Source organism: Anaerorhabdus sp. (genome assembly GCF_036637135.1).
Taxonomy (GTDB): domain Bacteria; phylum Bacillota_I; class Bacilli_A; order Erysipelotrichales; family Erysipelotrichaceae; genus Anaerorhabdus.
Genome location: NZ_JAVWNC010000009.1, coordinates 32,503 through 53,820, shown reverse-complemented (window position 1 = coordinate 53,820; position 21,318 = coordinate 32,503). Strand labels below are relative to the sequence as shown.

Here is a 21,318-nt window from a genome sequence, read left to right as displayed (position 1 = left end):
CCATTATATTTCTTTTCATTACAAGGTACTGTCCAATTTAACTTAATAATCTACGATTAGTAGAAATATCTTGATTTTTCCATAGGTGATTGCTATAATAATAAAGCACTGCGGGTGTGGCGAAATTGGCAGACGCACTAGACTTAGGATCTAACGCCGCGAGGCATGCAGGTTCGACCCCTGTCACCCGCACCAGTTGCATATAAAACGACTTATTAAGTAAGCCGTTTTTTTATTATATGTGATTTGTTAAATCGAATTTAATGGATAGAAGAAAAGTTGCGTAATCCCTAATTTATGTTTTCCATTTGAAGTAGTAAATCTAGTTTCAGATATTTTCCGTAATTTTGCAAAGAGCAAAGGAAGAGCTGACTATTTCAAGTGTTTTCTTACAAGTGCCGCAATCATATATACCCACTAAGTATATATCAATTTAACTTAATAATATGTGAAAAATATCAAGAAGCTTGTTTACAATCCCATTACTTGTTAGACTCATCTTAAGGGACTATTCTTTAAAATGCAAAAAAGAAACTAGTAATATCTAAAATATTAACTAGTTCGTATCCATATCAACTAAGTAATAGAGGAGAGTTAATATGAAATTTAAATATGTATTAAAAATTCTTACCCTAAATAAGGTCCAACTTGGTAGTTTTGAAAAAGGTCTTAATTCATTGGATGATAAAAGTAAAGTTAAGAAACTCAAACTTATTCTTAAAATTCATTATCCAATAATTTTTGCTATAATCATCAGTAATTTTATTTTACAAAGCATGTTAGTAAATAAAGGTAGTTTATTTTTTGATAGTTTGTTTTCCAGTTTTATGGTTGTAATTATTAGTTTATTACTACTTTATCTATTAATTTTATCATTTTTAATTAATCAAGATACTATTGAAATTATTGATAGGTATGAAGATTTCTATAAAAATATCTAATTAGTAAACAAACTCTTTAAACTTTTATGAGTAAAGTGAGAAGAAAAGCCAAACCAAAAATAGGTTTAGCTTCTGTGATGAGAACGAATAATATCTCATTAAATGCATGTCTAAAATTCAATGTTTCATTTTTAATCTAAAAGGGATTAATATTTATAAATTGCATTTAGTGAGAAAATTTACTAATAATTAAAGATGACACAATCTTCGCATTTTTTTTGATACTCAAGTAAAACCTGTATGATATCTTTATCTAATGCTGTGTCATATTCGATTGTTCTTAAATCTACATAATAGCCATTTAATTCATAGAATTGATTGAGATATTCTTTCTTTTCAGGAGAAATCCAATAGTCTAATACTCCGAAACTTTGATTATCCTTCTCGAAATAAATATAAATTCTCCCTGTTGAAGTTCCCTCGATTACCCCTGAAGAAGCTTTGCAGAAGAAATTCTCGGGCAATGGATCCTTGAGATAGAAATAAAATTCATCATCAAATAATGTGATAGTTTTGTATCCTTCTGGAATGGCTTCTGGTTTTGGAGTTAATTCAGGACTAATAGTTTTATTACCATTATCTTTAATTGTGTTATTTGCACTGCAACTTATTAAAAATATTGCAATAAAAAAAATAAATAATAGTTTCTTTTTTTTATTCATAGATATGCAGCCCCCTGATGATATATATTCGAGTAGAAATCTAAACCATTTGAGTTCAGAGCATCAGTATCTTCCCTATTGCTATTAGTAGCATAAACATTATGTGCAGTTATCGTAAATAAACAATACACAGTTATCAATATAATAATGTTTGGTGTAATCATTTTCATTCCTCCTTTTTTTGTATGAAATTTTAATGATAAATATGGTTCGTTGGTTTATCCTCTTTATACGTTGATTGAATAACTTAAATAATAACAAATCAATAAATAGTTATTGCATTTTTTTCGTGTAGTTTTCAATATATCCTCGAATAGTGTTTGATGAATTATACGTATTCTCAATATAGATTGAATAATTTGATCCATCAAATCCGGTTAAATCTTGATTAATACGCCCATTTGATGAATTAACGGTCTTACAAGAAGAACTTCCTTCTCGACAAACTAAGAATTTGAATGTTGCGTTTAAACTTGATGATAAATTAACTGAAAGATTTTCAGATGAAGTTAACTTAATATTATACAGATAGTTCTTTTCTAACTTATATAAAGAAATATCGATTGAGTTGTAACCTTTAGGCATAATCATAAATTTACTTGGACTGAGCTTGTTTACATAGAGTTCTTCATCTAAATAGTTTATATCGATTGTCTCTATTTCGTTTTCGATGATTTCGCATGTAGTTTCACGAATTTGATTTATAGCGAATCCGGTACTCTTATTTAAAATTACGGTGCCTGCATAAGTAGTTAATGGCATAAATAGAAAAAATGATAACATTAAAATTATAGACAGAATTTTAGTTTTTAAATTATATTTGAAATTCATCATATAATTTATTCTTTTTATTAATTCACTATGATTTTTATCTATTAAATTCATGGTTGGATATTCATTTTTAATTCTGATTGAATGCATTAATGCATTTTTAATAGCTAACATGTAATTCAACTTTACATTTTCATTAGAAGAGACTATTTTTTCATCGCAAACTATCTCGGCAAATGAGGAATATAGAGTATATAGTTTGTTGATAAATGGATTAAACCAAAACATTGTCTCCAAGAATTCGATGACTTTTAAATAGATTAAATCGTGACTTTTAAAATGAAATGCTTCGTGTAATAAAAAATAATAAGTGTCATCTGAAGACTCACCCAAAGTTGGTGTTAAAATTATGTAATCTTTGTATTTAATTAGACATGGCGAAGGCACGTAAGGACATAGATATACATTGATTTTCTTTTTGATACTTAGTTGCTCTGATATTTCATTAAATAGCTTTGATAGTTTTTCATCTTGCTCCATATGTATTTTAAGAAAATGCAGAATCGCCTTTTTTTCTCTCAATTTCTTAATTGCTATTATTACAAAACCTAGAAACCAGATAATAATAACAATTATGGTAACCCAATAAAAATCACGACTAAATAACTGATTAAGAGAGAAATTTGACATAATTAAAATATTATTTGTATCCTCCATTCCAGATACAAATACATTTATTTGACTATTTAGTGAAATATAAGTAGCTAACAATAGAATCCAAAAAGGTGTTATAAAAAATAGTACAGTATACTTAATCATAATAATTACGTATTTTGGATAAATCCAAAATTGTTTTTCTGCAAAAAAGTGAAGTACAATATAAACGATTGAGCTAATAATATTATAAAAAATTAAGTTAAAGAAAATGAAATTCATATTTTTTTTGAGAGGAGTTTTATCATCTTATCAACTTCCTCTAACGATTTCTCATTCGCTTCTTTTCCTATTAGAGCAACAACTAATTCTTCAACAGACTTACCCATGTTTTTAATCACTTCGCGATTTACAACGAATTTTTGGTATTCATCCTTATCAACAGCGGTATATATACAATATTTTCCCTTTGCGGTAGATTGAATTAATACTTCTTTCTTTATCATTCGGTTGATATAGACGGAGATCTTTGCTTCAGTCATGTTTTCATCGAATGCTGTTCTTATTGCTTTGTGTAGATTAACGGAATCAATAGGCTGCTTTAGTGACCATACAAGTTTTAGAATTTCTAACTCAAAATTTGAACATTTTTCCAAAATATCCCTCTTTTCATATCCATGAATATAATAACATTATATAATATATTTGTTATTATTAAAAGAAGATTTTATAGGAGTTTATTATAGTGATTATACGACAATATAATGAGGACAGTTAGTTAAAATGCTGGTATTAATTCATGTGAATTACAGTAAAATTAAGTAATATTCATATAATTAAATATCCATTAGTACTTTAATGATTTGCTAATATGAGTAGACAATATTCACCTAGTTAGTTTATTTTTTAATTAAGAAGCAATTTAAAATTTTAGGGAGAAGACAATGAAAAAAATATTGATAGTTGTTACCGTTTTATTATTATTTTTTGGAATAACACAATGCATTAATGTTTTTATTATTAATAAAAGCAAAGAAAATTTTGCAAATATACCTAAAATAGAAGGATATGAATCAATCTATGAAACTACCTTTGATGATAAGAAAGTGGTTTTCTATCAAAGGAATAATGATATTTACTATACTGTTGATGATCAAGCGTTCAAAATAAATAATTTATATGCTAAGGATGGAATAACTAGGTTTTGGTGGGCAAATGCGGATGAGCCAACTGGTAATTTAGATAAATTGAATGGTGATAAAGTTATGGATTTGATGTTAAATACTACAAAGAAGTTGAACGCAACTGTTTTCTTGTTATAATAAGTGGGAAATAGATAACATCTATAGTATATGATAAGAAATAAGCATTGATATTAATGAAAGAATAAGAGGTAATGTTATGCAAAAAGGATTGAATTTTAGATCTATTGAAAGCAAAACAGAATATTTTAAAGCATATGATGAATCGCTTCTTCTTATTAATTGCGATTATGTTGAAACCTATATAACTACATCCTATGGTAATAGCCATATATTGTGTTGTGGTGATGAAAATAATAAACCTTTGGTCTTATTGCATGCAGCAAGTTGTGGTTCACCAATGTGGTATAAGAACTTAGAGGTATGGAGTAAAGAGTATTGTGTTTATGCAATAGATTTGATAGGCGAGTGTTCAAAAAGCATTCTTCTGAAGCCACTCAAGAATAATAAAGATAATGCTCAATGGCTTGATGAAACAATAAGAAGGTTAATGTTGGATCGAATTGTACTTTGTGGATTGTCCATTGGTGGCTGGACTGCTGCAAATTATGCTGGATATTACCCAGAAAGATTGGAAAAACTTATTCTATTAAGTCCTGTACAAACTTTTGCTAAAATGCATTATTCATATTTCTTTAAAATTATGAAAATGGGATTCAAGCCAACAAGAGAAAATATAGAGAAATATATTGGATGGGGAAATAAAAAAGAAGTTCCTTTACCAGATTCAATGATTAAACAGTTTACGTTGTCTGTGATGAATATGAATTCAAATATGAGTTTTCCTAAATGGATAAAAAAGAAACATTTGAGAAAAATTGAAATCCCTGTTCTTGTGATGTTTGGGGAAAACGAATTTGCTTTCTCAGTAAACAAAGCAATTCATAATGCAAATTTAGTAATTAAAAATATCGAAGTAGAAGTAGTACAAGATGCATCACATTTGTTACCGCTAAGCAAAGCAGAATACATAAATCAAAAAATTGTTGATTTTATCAAATAAATTAATCCGTTGTTAGAAGAGGATCTCATATAAAACAAGGATGAATAAAAATAATTTCTATACTAACTAACTATTTTTTATTTGTGCATGAGATTTAAAAAGTCAGATTGTAGTAAACATGAGTTTAAAGTGCTATAATTTTTCTATATGTACAAAAGTATATCTATTCGGGGTGATAACTGTGAGAGATAGAATTATTGAATTAAAAAATAAAATAGCGAATAATTCTTTCTCCTCAAGAGAAGATCGTTTTGATAGTTGTAATGAACTGTTAACGCTAACTTTAAAAGAAAACTCAAAAGATGATATTGCTTTTGCGTATCTTTCGCTTGCTTCGTATTACGCAAATGTTGCTCATGACATGACTCTACTTAGTCAATATATGCAAAAGACAAGAGAGTATTTATCGATGGAACCAAGTGTAGACTTGATTGCATATTATACACTAAAAGCATTAAGTGATGATACAACATTTGATTTGTTGAGTCGTTTAGATTGTTATCTAGAAATAATTAGAATTGCAGAAATTTTAAATATAGAGAGTAAGGCATTCTTTGCGTATGGTAATATTGCGGAATTGTTCCGCTTATGCCAAGATTATGAAACTGCTTTAGAATATAGTATTGAAACATATGATAAGTATATGTCTAGCGAAGAAAACTATGCGAATAATAAAGTAATTACATTAACTAATATCGTTGAATTACTGAATCATATTGGTAAAGTAGATGATGTTCCTTTCTATATATCGGAAATTGAGAAACTCAATTGGGAATCTAAAGTATATCCAATTCTTTTGAATATTTGTTATTTGAGATTATACTCAATGCAAAAAGATAAGGAAAAAGCAGTTCAACTAAATCAAAAATTACTCACAACAGTTAAAGAATTTCCGGCTAATAAAAATTTTAAATATGACTGTGTTATAAACATGGCTGAAGCTATGATGTATGTTGAAGCATTTGATGAAGTATTAACAATTGTCGAATATATGGAAGAGTTATTTTCAAGTGAAGATGTTAATGAATGGTTACAAATACAAAAAATTAAAATTGAGTATTATGAAAAGACACATAATGAGGATAATCTAAAATATCAATATATAAACTTTATTAAGGCTTATGAAAACGTTGAAACAGAAAATCAATCAACGAAAATAGCTGGTATTCGTGCACATATTGAAATCCAAAATATTATTAAACATGAAGAAAAATTATTGGATGATAATGCTTCATTAAGAACGGATTCATTAGTTGATGTAATGACACAGTTATATAACAGAAGATACATCAACACATTTTTAATGAACATAAGTGATGATCAAAAATTAAAGTCGATTGGATTTGCGATTTTAGATGTCGATTATTTTAAAGAATACAATGACACTTATGGTCATATCAAAGGAGATCAGGTCTTAATTGAAATCTCGAATATTATAAGGAGTATTGCAAGTCTATCTCCTGATTGTATAAAAGCGTGCCGAATTGGTGGAGATGAGTTTTTTTGTATCTTCTTAAATACAAGTGAAGATGAAGTTGAGACATATATTAAAGAGGCAGTAAATCAATTAAGTATAAAAGCCATTCAGCATGAAACAAGTAAATGTGCGAACAGGGTAACACTTTCGATTGGTTTTGGTGTGGAAGAAATGACGCCAGATTTTAATCCGCAAAGATTACTCGAAAAAATTGATGCAGTTTTGTATAACTCTAAACGAAGTGGTAGAAATACGTATTCAAAATACGTAAGTGAAGGTGAAAATCATGACGAATAGATATATTAATCAAAAACTAACGGGTTATTATTTGCGCCTTGATGGATGTATTTATAATGACTTTGAAGGTATGAAAGACAATGCGGAAGAGTTATTAAGACAAGGCTATTTGTTAAATGATTCATATGCACAAGCCTATGCATTCTTGCATTTAGCATCTTATTATATAGCGTATCGCAAATTTGGATCTGCTGAATTTAATTTAAACAAGTCGATTCGACTATGTATGACAAATGATTATGATGAACTTTTGATACAATGCTATCGTAATGAAGGTAAATTGTATCAACTTAAGGGTGATAATTTCATCGCAACACAAGTTTATGATAAAATCATGAAAATTGCTGAATCGAAGAACGATAGTAAAACAATTGGCATCCTTTATAACAACATTGCCTACATTTTAATGCAACTTAAGGATTATGAGTTCGCAAAAAATTACTTTGAGAAAGCAATAGAAAAACTACAAATGACTGAGCATCAAAATTATAATGTTACACAAATCTATTTGAATCTTGTTCGTGTCTGTTGTGATATGAATGATCTTGAAAGTGCATATGCATATCTTGAAAAATCAAAAGAATTAAGTGTAAATAGTAACTATGTTGAATTTATTCGAATCGTGTCAGAGATTCGATTATGTGCAATTCATCATGAAGTTAGTCAAATTAAGAAACTCATAGATAAAATCAATAGTATTATGGTAAATTTCAAGGGGAATCATAGTATTTTCGCTGCAGAATTAATTTACGTGATTGAGAGTTTACTAATCGCTGATATGAAAGAAGAATGTTATTCAGTATTAGAACATGTGAAACAACAATTGAATGATGATGACATAGAGATTGAACTAGAATATCAAAAACTATTATTTAAATATCAAGAAAAGTATGAAGAAATTAATGTGGATGTTAGTGCAAGATATTATTATTTATTGATGACAAGAGAAAAACAAGAACTTAGTAGTATTGCAGAAGCACTAAGAAATAAAATAAAACTATTTGAAATCAACCAAAAACATTCATTGTTAGTCAAAGAAAATGAAAATTTGGAAAAACAAGCTCACTTGGATGAATTGACGGGATTATACAATCGACGCTATTGTGATAAATTATTATCGAAAATTGGTTCAAATAGCATAGAAGAATTATTTGGTTGTATTATGTTGGATATTGATCATTTTAAACAATACAATGACACCTATGGGCATGTACAAGGCGATAATATCTTGAAACATGTTGCAGATGTTTTGAAACAAAATAGTGTTCCTGGAATTAATGTTGGTAGATATGGTGGAGATGAATTCTATTGTTTATGTACAGGATTGACTGATCATGAAATTAGTAACTATTTATCGAATGTATTAAATAACTTAAGAGAATTGAAATTTGAACATAAGAAGAATATAAGTGGTATAGTTTCAATTACGGCAGGTTTCTATAATGAGATTAAATCGAAAATGTCGATTGAAGAGATTATGAAATGTGCGGATGAAGCATTGTATGTGGCTAAGGAACGGGGAAGAGATAATTATCTCAATCTAAGAGATCACAAACACTAAATAAAAAAGCAGAATACATATAAACCATATCTAATATGATGGTGATAAGTATCTGCTTTTTATTTATTTTTTTGTATTTTGACTTGTTGAATATTCATTTCTCTTCATTTTATTCCAACTGTTTTGATAATGTTTATAGCGAATCATGGCATAAATTCTGATGAAATTACAATATTGTCGATATACCAATGGTTCAAAGAGGGAGAAGAATATTAGCTTAATCGTTAATGATAACTTATGTTTACTATCAGTAAGATATCGTTCTAGCATCAATGCGGATGATGTGATACTAAAACTATAGATAATAATGGATGTGAAGAGGAAGATGTACATCCAAGCATTAAATAAACCAAAGATAAGGGCTAGTAAAATTACGAAATAACCAAAAACTTCAATTACAGATGAAAACAATTCGAAGAAAGTATAATAAACAATTCCAATCAAACCTACCTGATTGTATTTCGGATTTAATACTGATTTTCTATGGAAACCGATACTTTGCATTAATCCAATATGCCAACGTATTCTTTGGTTTGTAAAATCTTTAAATTTATTAGGTACTTGCGTATAACAATATGCATCAACCTGATTCTCAATACGATATTCACGTTTACATTCAATTTGATGTAGATTAAGTCGTACAACTAATTCCATATCTTCTCCGATTGTATCGGTTCGATATCCACCAACTTCAATGACACGATCTTTACGGAATAATCCAAATGCTCCGGATATAATTAAATTACTGCGATATTGATTCCATGCAATTCTTGATATCATGAATACACGCATATATTCTATTGTTTGATAAATGACAAGGAATCCTTTTGGTGGTTTCTGATCAACAATCTCACCATCTTTGATGATTGAGTTGTTGGATATTCTGATATTCCCACCAACTGCAATTGTACTTTTGTCCATAAGAATGGGATAAACTAGCTTTGATATGGCATCTGGTTTTAAAACACAATCCGCATCCATTGCGATGAATAATGGGTATTGACTTATATTGATACCGGTATTTAAAGCATCAGATTTTCCACCATTCATTTTATCTACCACAAGAATTTGGTGACCATTTACAATGCCTTCGTATACAAAATTTATGGGTTGAGTCTTTAATGTTGTTTTGTATATTCGCTTTGATTCTTGTAAATCAAAATATTCTAAGATTTTTTGCATGGTGTTATCTTTTGAGCCATCATTGATCACAATGATTTCATATGTATCATAATCAAGTTTAGATAAGGAGAGGATACTATCGACAATAACTTCTGCTTCATTATATGCAGGAACTAAAATGGATACAGGAATGAATCGCTCTGGCATACCATCGACAATAGAACCTAATTCTCTATCATTTTTCTTTAGTTTTGATAAATAAATCGCTGCAGTAATAATAGTTACGCAAAAGAAAGTAAGAATGATAATAGTATAGAATATGATTACATTATTAAAACCTGTTACTAGATTTTGCAATGTCATACCAATACCTCCATGCTTTCTAAAATAGCTAAGAATGTTTTATTTGTTAGATTACTGACTTGTGACATGAGTTCTTCACGATTATAAGAAGGATAGAAAGTTTCTAAGTATTGATTGAGTAATATAAAGTATTGTATTTGTTCTGAGTCAATCTTATCATATTCTAATAAATGTTGAATTTCTTGAAGGCAGAACATAGTATACTTATCTTGCCTAATTTCCATGAAGTATTTTAATGCGATAATTTTATGATTGATATTATCGTGTAGAAGAACTTTTTCTTGCCAGGATGACACATCTCCATTAAATGAAATTAATAGTCCTACATACATTTCTTCACTCGTGATTTCACGATGATTGATGATATAAGTAAATGTCTCTTTGAATCTTTCCATTTCTCCAATTCGTGCATATCCCAGTAAAACATAATACGCTAAGATAGTATTCTTTTTGCGTAGAAAAATAGTTTCGTATTCTTCAAATATTGGCAGCGAACGTTTATCTCGAATAACACTTAAGATTGCTAAGGTATTGTACTCACCAAAGAATTTACTGAAGTTAATGACGGATTCATATAATTTTGTTTTCCATGCATAATTCAATAAGTATTTTTTTTCGCGATGATATAGTGTTTTGTCCTTACCTGAATATTTTTTAATTCTACTTAAGAAGCGCTTGATAAACACAATGGTAAAATACTTATTTTTAAATAATTTGTTTTCTATTTCATTGTTTTGTTCATTGTAGCGGTATTTATTTTCACTAATTTGATCTAGAAGATTTTCAATGATTAGTCCATATTTTCTGTGCATTCTTCGTTCTCTATATAAACGATATTTAAACATATTAGTTTCATAATAGGAGTACATTTGAATACAAGTTATGATATATAAATAAAATATGATTAGGATGATAAAGATCTTAATAAGAATCGGTAGGTTATACCAAATGATTGCGAAATTACTCATTAGACCACACATCCTTTACTATGTAATAAGAAGACTTCAATCTTTCGGTATATTCAACCTCATCCCAATTTTTAAGAGGAACCTCTAGATAATCAATTTGGTCATTATTACGAATACCAATAGTGAATGAATCAATTTTCTTTGATTTCATTTGCATACCTGCTTCATAAGGACTGTAGTTTTCATAAAAATCATCCAGTATCATGCCTTGACTTGGATCACTGAAGTTAAGTAATAACCAAGGTATTTGGATTGTTAATGTATCACCATCGGTATAAAAATCATTTAGTGAATTATAGTTCTCATCCTTAGTATCAATTGGTCCATATAAGAAGTTACCAGTTGTATAATAACTAGGTTCAAGTGTAGTATCACTACTAGGAATATATATCCTATTTCTTAAGCGTAGTCGAATCGAGTTCAACTCACGTGATGAATATGATGTTTCCTTAAGTAATGGTAATGATAGGTTAAGTTGTGTTCCAAATAAGTAGCTAAAATTGTCATAATATGGATCTACGAATAGTTCTGTATTCTTTTTCCCATCAACTTTTAAATAGAAGTCAAAGGGTTGTGTAAATTCAAATTGATTAAGTGAAGTGAATCCTGAGGAATTAGTTGTATCAAAGAAAATGTCAAATTGATCTTTTTCTATATCCAAGTTGTCTTTCTTAATCTCAATGGTTAAATATTCAGCATCACTTTCAATTGTTAAGTTGATGTCATTCTTTGATAAATGAGTTGAGATCAATTCATCTTTTTTTGGATCAAAGGCAGTTAAACCAAAACTTGTTTCTGAAGTTTGGACATCATGCCAATTTGGACGACCATCAGGTTCAGTAAGCTCCATCGTATTCCAAGTACGTTTAAACCATTCGTCTTGCCACGAAAAAATGATTGCGCCACACATGCCAGCATCTTGAATGTCTTTAGTTAATGATATGATAGCGTCTCCTTGAGCTTGTTCACTGAGACCACCTTGATTATAACCGCGCGTTAAATCGATATGAGTAGTTCCACGTGATGTTGGTACACCATACTCAGAAATGAGTACGGGAATAGCGTGTATATTGTTAAGTCGTTTTAAGTAATCTTGATAAGGATTTGTTGGAGAACTACTTAAATACGTAGCTTGATTTTCAAAATTCATGAAATCTGGATAATAGGGATACACATGGTAAGATGCCACCATACCACAAATATAAGAATCATTCTTTATTATATGTTCGACATTGAACCCCATCATTTTATTCATATCTTCAGGTTCATTTGGGTGCTCAAGAGGATCACTTGTTGGCCAATTCGCAAATCCAATGATAGTTTGTTTGTTATATGTAGTTGTTTCATAGGTAATAGCGTAATCACCATGCTGAGCTAAAAAGACCTCAAAAGGGGTTGCATTTTCAGTATGTAAATAATTACCATCATATTTTATTTTATTTGGGTTCTTTAAATTAGTATTTGTTACGGTATCACCAGAAAATTCAATACCTAGAATCATCATACTGGTATACTTACTAACATCACTGGTGTAGCGACCATACGCATGTCCGACTCTTTTATCAATATTGGCATTTCCATGTACTGCATCAATGACATTTTTGATTTCAGTTTTGAAATCTTCTTCTATTTTTGGATTGAAAACATCATTATATTCATTGATATAATCTTCATTCATATAAGCCCCTTGAATTAGATACAAAGGTTTATCAGATAGCATATTAAAATCAAATAATGCTTGATAAAAATCAGGGGATTGTAGAGTATAGACACGAATAAAATTCGCACCTAAATCATGGATGTTTTGAAACCAATTTAAGTATTCGGATTGAGTAATAGAAATCTCACCAGGAAAACTATTTGGTTTGCCTAAACCAATATTAACTCCCTTAATAAATACTTCTTCAAGTTCTTGGTTATCATTGACTTGATAAATCTTGTCCCCTTCAACCCAAGCTGTGGTAATGATATCTTCGTTGTTGATAATGAGCTGGACATAGTTTCTGTGAACGAATTCATTGAGATAAATATTAAAACCACCAACAACAACCCCGAAAACAACAATACAAATTATTATAAATCTTTTCATAGTTCCCTCACACGATAAGGCTATCTTAAATTTATTATACACTTTAATCATTAAAATGGGTGATTTATAATCGTATGTAAATGAAGATTATAGGGGGTTTAAATAATTCGAAAAACATAGGTGTATGTGCTTGTCTTTAATAGAAGGACACATAGTAAAAAACCTTGTTGAATATTATATCCAACAAGATTAATATCTTCATACATCTATCTTTCTATAGGTTGATAACAATAACAATTTCTTCCTTTATCTTTTGCTTGATAAAGAGCTTTGTCTGCACATGCTAGTAGATGGTTATGTAGTGTTTCATTGGTTGCGTAACCATTACTGAATCCAATTGAAAGGGTCAGTTGAGAAGCGCATTTTGATTTTTCATGGGGTACATTACATGTTTTTAGATCTTTTTGTATACATTGAATATAGTGTTCAATTTGTTCCTTTGTGTAGTTTACAAATAGCACTAAGAACTCATCACCGCCATACCGACTGGCATATATGTCTTTCTTATTATGTTTTATTAAGATATCTGCGACATGTCTTAGAGCTTCATCTCCTTTGAAATGTCCATAAAAATCATTATATTCTTTGAAGTAATCGACATCCAACATAACATAACCCAATTGAAAGTTATCTTGACCTATAAGCACTTTAGATTTTAATTTTAATAGATAACGGCGATTGTATAAATGTGTTAGTTCATCTATATGACTAGCATTTTCTAATTGTTTATTCTCATTGCGAATGGTTTTTAAATCAAATAGTGCTTGTGTTAAATTAATTTTAGACAATATGTTTTCGACACGCATTGCATCATCTACTTCGTTTAGTTTTAAACTTGTTTTGTAGAATTCTCGGTATACTTTATCACATTCTTCGCTTGTACCATACCGTTGGTAATATCTTGTTTTCCGGACAATGTAATTGTAGTAATCTCCTATTTTTTTGTGACTACTATATGATTCTAATAAAGTTAAATAGCGATAAGCCATTTCCTTACAATCAAGAAATAACATATGATCAAATACTTCAAAGTATGCACTAGAAACAAATTGTGTATGGGAAAAATTACTTAGTCCATCATCAATTAATTCTTGAGCAATTGAAATGCTTTTTTCTTTGTCTCCTGAAATAGCATAATGACCATTCCAAGTACTCTTTAATTGATAATAACTATACTGATTATCAGTGTATAATTCTTGAGCTTTCTTAAGGGCTGATTCTGATTCTTCAACCATATTCATCGCTTGATAAACTTCGGCAGCATTGCACAGAAAGCTGATAGTAGTACTACGCTCTTGTTCGCAAAAATGAGGTTTTATTGTTTCATATGCAGCGTTAAAGTAGTGTAGCGCTGCGGCGTTATCATATCGTCTACGTAGGCATATTCCTAAGTTATTATATATTTTACTTTCAGTAATGGGGTTATTTAGTCTTTGCGCTAAATCTAATCCGAGTAGATAATGTTGTAAGGCAGAGTGCTCATCGAATAAGTCTTGATAATATAAACCAGCAAGATTGTGCATAACCATTAAAAGGTCATTATATTGGTAACGGTCGCATAGGGATTGTGTACGGAGTAAGTAGAATCTTGCTTTCTCGTGATCATCACGCGTAAAAAAGGCATCGAATAGATACAAATTCGCAAATGCAATACCATAGGTATCTTGATTTGCGGTAGAGATATCTAATAGTTGATTGCATAACTGTTCAAGAAGATCAATATCATTAAAACGTTCAATTAAAATTGACTTCATCAATGAAGATGTTTGTCTACTTGATTTTATACTGTCCATGGGTCTCTCCTTCAGTATCCTTCATACTACATTAAGCAACAATTTTGGTATAAGTGTTTCTACCATTTTGCTTTGATTGGTATAGTGCTTGGTCAGCAAGTTCAAATATTTCTTGAAGATTAATATGCTCACTCACATTTGAATAACCTATTGATAAAGTAATCTCTTTGGCACATCGGGATGTATTGTGAGGGATATTTCTTTCATGTAAGTCTTTTCTAATATTCTTGATATACTCTTCAATTTGTTCATCGGTATTGTTGATACAAAGACATACAAATTCATCTCCACCAAAACGACAAGGATATATATGATCATTTTTATAGATGTTTAGCAATGAACCAACATAATGCAATACATAATCGCCATTGATATGACCATAAGTATCGTTATACTCTTTTAAACAATCAACATCAATCATGATGAATGCGAGAGTTTTTGATGTTTGTTTATCAAATTTTTCAATAATCATTTCCAAATAGTGTCTTGTATATACTTTGGTTAATTCATCAATGTTTATTTCGACATCTAAATTCTTTTTCTCACTATGTAAGGCTTCCTTTTGTTTTATGACGCTCAAGTAATTGATCGCATCTTTTAAACCATTTGTAATGGTTGCATTACGAACTTGATCAAGAGCTAAAAGTTCCTGTGCATAACGTTTATAAGCGTTATTAATGCATAATTCATCCTTTTCAAAAGTAAGATTAAATTTCATATTGCGGAGTTCTAAACTCTGACATTGATTAAAAGAATTACGTTTTGCATGTTTCTCCATTAATGAAAGAAATTTACTTGCGTATTCTCTATTTTGTAATTCAATCATACTGTCAAACAAGAAAGCATAAATATCGAATGAGTCAGGATTTTCTTCTGTTTCATTTTGTTCAATTAATAAAATTTGATTGGCCCAAGAAAGTGCTTTTTCATGGTCTTTTATAGCACTATAGTACTGACACCAGTTTTGTATTTGATATAAATCATATTGTTCCCTACTAGGGTATTCTTTTTCACAAAGCATAATATAATTTTTTGCTTCTTCGATTTGATTAATTAGAATGCAGACAGTTGCTAAATTGTTTAGTAAGATTTTTTTTATAGGTGAAGGCTCACTATGATTTTGTAGTAAGTTATAAGCATCTTTGTAAAATGATAAAGCCTGGTCATACCCATGACTTCGTTGTAAGTTATAGCCAATGTTATTTAAAATTAGGGCTTCGTTAATAACATCTTTGACTTGATGACATACACTAATTCCTTCAATGTAATATTTTAATGCACTTTGATCATCAGCGATAGAATTATAATAGAAACCCAATGTATTATATATTCGTACCAAGAGATAATTATAAGAATTATCGCTAGAAATTTCATGTGCTTTCATGAGGTGTGGAATACATTGCTCACTTTCTCCAACGGCACAACCCACATAATAGTCGCCTAAATAAGTATGTGCAAAAGCACAAACATAACTGTTTGTGTTTTTTTCTTCCCACTCCAATAATTCAAGACATAGTAATTTTTCTTGTTCAGGATTACTATAACGAACACGAAGAATCTCACTCATATCCAATTCTATTTGTGCTAAAGTTTTCATACAAAATTATCTACCTTTTATGTGTTGGTTTCTATGATAAGCAAATTATAACATATAAAAATTCTTTTGAAAGAAGCATATATATGATTTTTTATTATTTAAATTAGAAGGTAAAAAAAGAGGGAATTTAGATTTTTAACCGAGTATTCGTCAAAAATGAATAATTGATGTTTTGTTTCATTATTTACTATAAAATAATGATTAAAGGTAGAATATGGTAGACTTTACTTATATTTAACTAGTTTTGTATATACTATAATTGAGGTGAATTATGAAAATATTAATCATAGAAGATGAAAAAGATTTAGTAGATGCGCTGGCTATGGGCATTCGAAAACAAGGATATCTTGTCGATATTGCTATGGATGGCGAAGAGGCATTGGATTTATATTACGCAAATTCATATGACCTAATTGTGTTAGATTTAAACTTACCTTGTCTAGATGGCATTGAAATATTAGAAATTATTAGAAAAGAAAACAAAGAAATTAAAATTATTATTGTATCTGCTCGTACTGAAATAGATCATCGCATCGAAGGATTAGACAAAGGTGCTAATGATTATTTGATTAAGCCCTTTAGCTTTCAAGAGTTATTAGCAAGAATCAGATCGCTATTAAGACGTAACTTTATTCAAAATGATACCTCGATTGAAACAGATTACTTTCGATGTGATTTAATATGTCGATGCATTGAAGATCTAAATGGTAATAAAGTAAAGTTAACATCAAAAGAATATCAAATATTGGAATACTTATTAATTCATAAAGATAGACCAGTTTCAACAGAAGAGCTATTAGAGAAAATTTGGGATAATGATATGAACGAATTATCGGATACAGTGAAGGTACATATGAGTACATTACGAAAGAAACTTAGAAATCATTTTGGAAAAGATTTCATTGAGTATATACAAAAGGTTGGATACACCTTTAAAGGATAAATTATGAGAAAAAAATTAGATTTGAAATTAAAATTAACTTTGAGTATTGCCATTATGTTTTTAAGTATGGTTGTCATATTGACAACCGCATCATTACAAAGTTTAAATAAATACTTTATTGCTCCTGTTCAATCTGCAATTCCAACAGTACCTCTACAACCTACAATTGATGTTAGTGATGCTCTTGAAATTGTGCCTGCAGAAAATGTGATGCAAGCTCTTTCTGGTATTGTTGAATATGGTAAGGTACAGTTTAATACTATGACTTTTCTTGCTATGGGTATCGTTGGGATAGTAGGAATTGCGATTACATATATTATTGTAAGTAGATCATTAAAACCATTGGATACACTGACCTCAGAAATTGGTAAAATAGATGAAAATGCGATACATCAACCACTTGAAGTCGATACGACATCGAAGGAAGTAGAACAATTAACAATTTCATTTAATAAAATGTTGAAACGACTTGAATCCGTATTCAATGTACAAAAGAGATTTTCTACAGCTGCTGCACATGAATTGAAAACACCCCTAGCGGTTTTAAAGACAAATATAGAAGTACTGGATGAACAGGCTACTTTAGAAGAATACAAACATGTAATGGAAGTAACCAAGCGACAAGTAGAACGGATGAATGACTTAGTGAACAACTTATTACTTGTATCTACATCTTCAGAATATAATTGTAATGAAGTTTGTTCGATTCAAGAATTAGTAAAAAACGCACTAAGTGAACTAAATCCAAGGATTAAGGAGAAAGCCATACAAGTAAGAGTGAGCGATACGGATTGTACATTAATAGGAAATGAAGTTATGCTCCAAAGGGCGATATCTAATTTATTAGATAATTCAATTAAATATGCAAAGAGAATTGATCCTAGAATTACGATTGAAATAAGACAAGATCAAGAATATTTATCACTAATGATAAGTGATAATGGTATTGGTATACCAGAGGATCAATTGAATTTAATCACTGAACCATTTTATCGAATTGATCAATCGCGTTCAAGAAAGATAGCGGGTAGTGGGTTAGGATTAACACTTGTTAAAGAAATCATTGAGCGACATCATGGACATCTCAACATTGAATCAAAACTGGATGAAGGTACTACAATATCAATACAATTACCATTAAAACTTTCAATTTAAATGAGAGTTTTTTTTTACTCAGATTTAACCATGAGTATTTTATAATGCAATAGTGAAATGAGGTGATGTAATGCTTAAGAAAAAAAAGACGAAACTATTCTTATTTGGAAGTATTGTTATGATTGCAGTTCTTTTAATTTCTCAGGTTGTTTTAGTAAGTGGGAAAGATAAGAAAGAAGAAATTATGTATCGTGAATATCCTGTAACTCAAGGTGATATTATTGTTGGAATAGATGGATATGGATCACTCAAACTTGAAGGTGAAAGTTATCGCTACGAAGAAGAAATCGTAGTAGATGAAGTTTTGGTTAAAGTTGGAGATAGCGTTAAAAAAGAACAGAAACTTGCAAAATTATCAATTGAAAGCATTGATGAGAAAATAAAAACATTGAATGATGAAAAAGCAAAAGTAGAAGGAACAGTATCCCAAACAAAGAATAATAAAGATATTCAACAAACAACATCAGATTCTTCTTGGAATGATATAACTCAAAACTCAAAGAATTTATATGATACTAAGAAACAACAGTTAGAAAGCAGCATAAATCAAACAATGCAACAAGTTGATGCTTATAAAGCAAGGATTGCTGAAATAGAAGCACTAATCAGCCAAGTGCCATCCACATTAATTATTGAGGAGAATGTAAGCGAAAGTAAGCCAGATATAGAGGCATTGAAATTAGAACTTGAGGAAAAGAAGAAGCTTCTAGTTGAATCTGAAAGTAAAGTAGTCAGTTTGAATCAAAATTTAGTAAATCTAAATAACGCAAGGCAACAAGAAGTAGATGAAGAAAATCGTAAAAAATCAGAGAAGGATTCAATTCAATCAAAGAATAACCAAAACTTTGATACATCATTAACGCAGTCATATCGTGATTTAGATAGGATAAATCAAGACATTCAAAAATATGTTGAACTAAAAAAGAATCCTTATCTTATTTCTAAAACTGAAGGTGTTGTGCTAGAGATAGGATATGAAAATGATAAAACAGTAGATCCATTGAGTTCAGGGATAACTGTCGGAATTCCTTCAAATCAATATGTATTAGCATCCGTAGAACAAGAATCAATTGTCAAAATCAAAGAAGGACAAAAAGTTGAACTACAATTTAATGCTTATGGTGATGAAATATTTGAGGGAGTAGTAAAGAAGAGAGATTTAGTCGGTAAAAATAAAAACGGGACCATTGTTTATGAAATTGTTATTGAGTTAAGTCCTACTGATCGTGAGCTTTTATCTGAAATGACTTGTAACTTATCCTTTATTACCAAAGAAGTAAAAGATGTAGTGAAACTATCAAATAAAGCAATTCAATTCAAAGATGGAAAACAAATAGTAAATGTACTTATGGAAGATTCAACAATTGTTGAAAAGGAAATAAAAACAGGTTTCTCTGATGGAAAAGTAAGTGAAGTAATTGATGGTTTAAGTTCAGGTGATATTGTGGTTGTAGGTGAATAAATGAATTTGATAGAAACTTTGAGAATTGTAATCCTAAATTTACTCGCAAATAAATTCAAAGTGTTTCTAACTTCCCTAGGTATTTTTGTAGGGACAATAACTATAATTATGGTCATTGCCATAGGTAAAGGTGGAGAGGAACAAGTGCTTAACCAATTCAAAGGATTGAGTGCAGAAACAGTTTATGTAAATCTAAACTATGAGAAATTAAGTGATTCAGATAGTACAAAAATAGAAAGACTTACAAAAGAACATGTAGAACAAATTATGAATGAAAGTAATACTCTAAACGGTTTATCGATTAATAACTCAAGTCATAAAGAAGTTAGCTTTGGAAAAGAAAATGATTATATTTCTGTCTCCGCAGTAGATGATGATTATGCAAGAGTTTCCAACTTAGAGATTGAAGAAGGTGTTCAATTTAGTGAGGAGGATCAAGAGTATGGAAGAAATGTTGTAGTTTTAGGAGGCAATGTCGCTAAGAAGTTTTATGGTACTCCAGGAAGTGCTATAGGAGAAACCATCAAGATTGAAAATAACATGTATAAAGTTATAGGAACACTTATACCAAAAGGTGATGGTATTCAAGGGTTAAATCCAGATGATACTATCTTCTTGCCATATGATGTTGGACAAAAAGTTATAGGTGATAATGGATTTCCAAGAATCATTGGTTTATCAAACGACATTGACAACATTGAGAAAACAAAAAAAGAAATTTTAAGTACGTTAGATTATGTATTAGAAGACAGTTCCTATTATGTTATAGAAGATGCAGGAAGTAGAATAGATGCTGCATTGTCATCTGCAAAAACGATGAATTATTTATTGATATCTGTAGGAACAATTGTCTTTGTAGTCGGTGGTATTGGAATTATGAATGTACTCTTCCTTTCTGTAAGGGAGCGTACAAAAGAAATTGGTATTCTTAAGGCTCTTGGAAGTCATAACAAAGATATATTAATTCAGTTTATCTTGGAATCAGCGATTATCAGTTGCATTGGTGGAATGGCAGGAGTAATCACAAGCAGCCTGGTCTTTCCAATTCTAAATGTCGTAAACGTTAGTGCAATAGATACAATGGAAGGAAGAATTATTGCCTTTATGTTTGCACTTGTAACTGGAACGTTATTTGGTATTTATCCAGCGTATAAAGCATCACGATTAAAACCAATCGAAGCACTATTAGTTGAATAAG

General features: G+C 29.9%; 17 protein-coding genes and 1 tRNA gene. 10 read left to right on the top strand and 8 right to left on the bottom strand.

From position 1 onward, the window contains the following. Positions 1–110: 110 nt before the first annotated feature. Together RR643_RS02970 and RR643_RS02965 are read left to right on the top strand one after the other, a co-directional pair. Positions 111–195: transfer RNA gene (locus tag RR643_RS02970), tRNA-Leu, on the top strand. 404 nt (positions 196–599) lie between these two features. Continuing rightward, positions 600–941, top strand: a complete 342-nt coding sequence (locus tag RR643_RS02965) for a hypothetical protein (protein WP_332482284.1) — start codon at positions 600–602, stop codon at positions 939–941. Between the two features lie 182 nt (positions 942–1,123). On the opposite strand, the gene RR643_RS02960 is transcribed toward RR643_RS02965, so the two are convergent. The 3 genes from RR643_RS02960 to RR643_RS02950 form a co-directional block, all read right to left on the bottom strand. Continuing rightward, a complete protein-coding gene (locus RR643_RS02960) occupies positions 1,124–1,603 on the bottom strand; it encodes a hypothetical protein (protein WP_332482283.1) in 480 nt (159 codons plus the stop codon). 273 nt (positions 1,604–1,876) lie between these two features. Beyond that, on the bottom strand, positions 1,877–3,310 hold the full coding sequence (locus tag RR643_RS02955; protein WP_332482282.1) for a M56 family metallopeptidase: 1,434 nt from the start codon (positions 3,308–3,310) through the stop codon (positions 1,877–1,879). Next, complete coding sequence (locus RR643_RS02950; RefSeq protein ID WP_332468557.1) at positions 3,307–3,684, bottom strand: BlaI/MecI/CopY family transcriptional regulator; 378 nt, start codon at positions 3,682–3,684, stop codon at positions 3,307–3,309. The genes RR643_RS02955 and RR643_RS02950 overlap by 4 nt, the downstream gene beginning before the upstream one ends. Positions 3,685–3,972: 288 nt before the next feature. Here RR643_RS02950 and RR643_RS02945 point away from each other — a divergent pair, with 288 nt between their 5' ends. The 4 genes from RR643_RS02945 to RR643_RS02930 all read left to right on the top strand — a co-directional run bounded on the left by RR643_RS02945 (position 3,973) and on the right by RR643_RS02930 (position 8,628). Further along, a complete protein-coding gene (locus RR643_RS02945) occupies positions 3,973–4,350 on the top strand; it encodes a hypothetical protein (RefSeq protein WP_332468558.1) in 378 nt (125 codons plus the stop codon). Positions 4,351–4,429: 79 nt separating this feature from the next. Further along, positions 4,430–5,293, top strand: coding sequence for an alpha/beta fold hydrolase (locus RR643_RS02940; protein ID WP_332482281.1), 864 nt, complete (start codon positions 4,430–4,432; stop codon positions 5,291–5,293). Between the two features lie 181 nt (positions 5,294–5,474). Further along, positions 5,475–7,067 carry a GGDEF domain-containing protein gene (locus RR643_RS02935; RefSeq protein WP_332482280.1) on the top strand — a complete coding sequence of 531 codons (1,593 nt, stop codon included), beginning with the start codon at positions 5,475–5,477 and terminating at the stop codon, positions 7,065–7,067. After that, positions 7,057–8,628, top strand: coding sequence for a GGDEF domain-containing protein (locus RR643_RS02930; RefSeq protein ID WP_332482279.1), 1,572 nt, complete (start codon positions 7,057–7,059; stop codon positions 8,626–8,628). Before RR643_RS02935 ends, RR643_RS02930 begins: the two co-directional genes overlap by 11 nt. A gap of 63 nt (positions 8,629–8,691) precedes the next feature. Here RR643_RS02930 and RR643_RS02925 read toward each other — a convergent pair whose 3' ends face one another. The 5 genes from RR643_RS02925 to RR643_RS02905 form a co-directional block, all read right to left on the bottom strand. Beyond that, positions 8,692–10,113: a glycosyltransferase family 2 protein gene (locus RR643_RS02925; protein ID WP_332482278.1), complete on the bottom strand. Its 1,422-nt coding sequence runs from the start codon at positions 10,111–10,113 to the stop codon at positions 8,692–8,694. Then, the gene (locus RR643_RS02920) at positions 10,110–10,925 is read right to left on the bottom strand and encodes a hypothetical protein (protein WP_332468563.1); all 816 of its coding nucleotides are present in this window, start codon (positions 10,923–10,925) and stop codon (positions 10,110–10,112) included. The genes RR643_RS02925 and RR643_RS02920 overlap by 4 nt, the downstream gene beginning before the upstream one ends. A 148-nt stretch (positions 10,926–11,073) precedes the next feature. Then, positions 11,074–13,170 (bottom strand): hypothetical protein, encoded by a 2,097-nt coding sequence (locus RR643_RS02915; protein ID WP_332482277.1) that lies wholly within the window; start codon positions 13,168–13,170, stop codon positions 11,074–11,076. Positions 13,171–13,376: 206 nt separating this feature from the next. Next, positions 13,377–14,963: a tetratricopeptide repeat-containing diguanylate cyclase gene (locus RR643_RS02910; RefSeq protein WP_332482276.1), complete on the bottom strand. Its 1,587-nt coding sequence runs from the start codon at positions 14,961–14,963 to the stop codon at positions 13,377–13,379. Positions 14,964–14,994: 31 nt separating this feature from the next. Next, the gene (locus RR643_RS02905) at positions 14,995–16,560 is read right to left on the bottom strand and encodes a tetratricopeptide repeat-containing diguanylate cyclase (protein WP_332482275.1); all 1,566 of its coding nucleotides are present in this window, start codon (positions 16,558–16,560) and stop codon (positions 14,995–14,997) included. Between the two features lie 271 nt (positions 16,561–16,831). On the opposite strand from RR643_RS02905, the gene RR643_RS02900 reads away from it, so the two are divergent. From RR643_RS02900 to RR643_RS02885, 4 genes are all read left to right on the top strand, one after another. Then, positions 16,832–17,503, top strand: coding sequence for a response regulator transcription factor (locus RR643_RS02900; protein ID WP_332472265.1), 672 nt, complete (start codon positions 16,832–16,834; stop codon positions 17,501–17,503). Between the two features lie 3 nt (positions 17,504–17,506). Next, positions 17,507–18,658, top strand: a complete 1,152-nt coding sequence (locus RR643_RS02895) for a sensor histidine kinase (RefSeq protein ID WP_332482274.1) — start codon at positions 17,507–17,509, stop codon at positions 18,656–18,658. A gap of 70 nt (positions 18,659–18,728) precedes the next feature. Next, positions 18,729–20,120: a hypothetical protein gene (locus RR643_RS02890; RefSeq protein WP_332482273.1), complete on the top strand. Its 1,392-nt coding sequence runs from the start codon at positions 18,729–18,731 to the stop codon at positions 20,118–20,120. Further along, positions 20,121–21,317: an ABC transporter permease gene (locus tag RR643_RS02885; RefSeq protein WP_332482272.1), complete on the top strand. Its 1,197-nt coding sequence runs from the start codon at positions 20,121–20,123 to the stop codon at positions 21,315–21,317. It begins immediately after the preceding gene. Position 21,318: the final 1 nt, after the last annotated feature.

What these genes read in the sequence shown, in the direction of transcription:
- RR643_RS02955 (WP_332482282.1), bottom strand. Translation starts at nt 3,310, where the DNA reads ATGAATTTCATTTTCTTTAACTTAATTTTTTATAATATTATTAGCTCA.
- RR643_RS02930 (WP_332482279.1), top strand. Translation starts at nt 7,057, where the DNA reads ATGACGAATAGATATATTAATCAAAAACTAACGGGTTATTATTTGCGC.
- RR643_RS02925 (WP_332482278.1), bottom strand. Translation starts at nt 10,113, where the DNA reads ATGACATTGCAAAATCTAGTAACAGGTTTTAATAATGTAATCATATTC.
- RR643_RS02885 (WP_332482272.1), top strand. Translation starts at nt 20,121, where the DNA reads ATGAATTTGATAGAAACTTTGAGAATTGTAATCCTAAATTTACTCGCA.
- RR643_RS02905 (WP_332482275.1), bottom strand. Translation starts at nt 16,560, where the DNA reads ATGAAAACTTTAGCACAAATAGAATTGGATATGAGTGAGATTCTTCGT.
- RR643_RS02940 (WP_332482281.1), top strand. Translation starts at nt 4,430, where the DNA reads ATGCAAAAAGGATTGAATTTTAGATCTATTGAAAGCAAAACAGAATAT.
- RR643_RS02895 (WP_332482274.1), top strand. Translation starts at nt 17,507, where the DNA reads ATGAGAAAAAAATTAGATTTGAAATTAAAATTAACTTTGAGTATTGCC.
- RR643_RS02910 (WP_332482276.1), bottom strand. Translation starts at nt 14,963, where the DNA reads ATGGACAGTATAAAATCAAGTAGACAAACATCTTCATTGATGAAGTCA.
- RR643_RS02965 (WP_332482284.1), top strand. Translation starts at nt 600, where the DNA reads ATGAAATTTAAATATGTATTAAAAATTCTTACCCTAAATAAGGTCCAA.
- RR643_RS02915 (WP_332482277.1), bottom strand. Translation starts at nt 13,170, where the DNA reads ATGAAAAGATTTATAATAATTTGTATTGTTGTTTTCGGGGTTGTTGTT.
- RR643_RS02945 (WP_332468558.1), top strand. Translation starts at nt 3,973, where the DNA reads ATGAAAAAAATATTGATAGTTGTTACCGTTTTATTATTATTTTTTGGA.
- RR643_RS02920 (WP_332468563.1), bottom strand. Translation starts at nt 10,925, where the DNA reads ATGCACAGAAAATATGGACTAATCATTGAAAATCTTCTAGATCAAATT.
- RR643_RS02890 (WP_332482273.1), top strand. Translation starts at nt 18,729, where the DNA reads ATGCTTAAGAAAAAAAAGACGAAACTATTCTTATTTGGAAGTATTGTT.
- RR643_RS02960 (WP_332482283.1), bottom strand. Translation starts at nt 1,603, where the DNA reads ATGAATAAAAAAAAGAAACTATTATTTATTTTTTTTATTGCAATATTT.
- RR643_RS02900 (WP_332472265.1), top strand. Translation starts at nt 16,832, where the DNA reads ATGAAAATATTAATCATAGAAGATGAAAAAGATTTAGTAGATGCGCTG.